General features: G+C 55.0%; 1 protein-coding gene. It reads left to right on the top strand.

Annotated elements, in window-relative coordinates; translation table 11 throughout:
- The coding region (locus HMPREF2935_RS00730; RefSeq protein WP_070731573.1) for a transposase at nt 1-317 on the top strand (317 nt) is incomplete at its 5' end.
- Between the last annotated feature and the right edge of the window lie 147 nt (nt 318-464).

The following is a 464-nucleotide window of genomic DNA, read 5'->3' as shown; positions in this document are numbered from 1 at the left end:
TGCCAAGGAAATTTGACCAGGATGCGAAGGACCGCGTGGTCCGTCTCGTTGAGGACCGCATCTTGGCGGAAAATATGTCGATGCAAGCCGCGTGCCAGGCAGTAGCCCCAAAGCTGGGGGTTTCATGGCACACAGCTCGTCAATGGACCCAGCAGGCCCGCCGTTCGGGAAACACTCCAGAACCTGTGCCTGAAGATTTGGCCGCCGAAAACGCGAGACTACGCCGTGAGAATCAAGAGCTACGCGATACTAATGAGCTGCTGAAGGCTGCCTCAGCTTTTTTCGCGTCGGAACTCGACCCCAAACGTCGGAAATGATCCGATTCATCGATGAACACCGGAATCGTTTCTCTATCGAGTTCATTTGTAAGACGTTGAAGAATAACCGGGCTGGTGGGTTTATCACCTCGCGTGGTTATCGCCAGTCCAAGGCCCGTGGATTAAGTGCTCGTCGCCTTCGCGATG

Source organism: Corynebacterium sp. HMSC076D02 (genome assembly GCF_001813815.1).
GTDB lineage: Bacteria > Actinomycetota > Actinomycetes > Mycobacteriales > Mycobacteriaceae > Corynebacterium > Corynebacterium simulans.
Note: the sequence above shows the minus strand (reverse complement) of the source record. Positions and strands in the feature narration are given on the sequence as shown.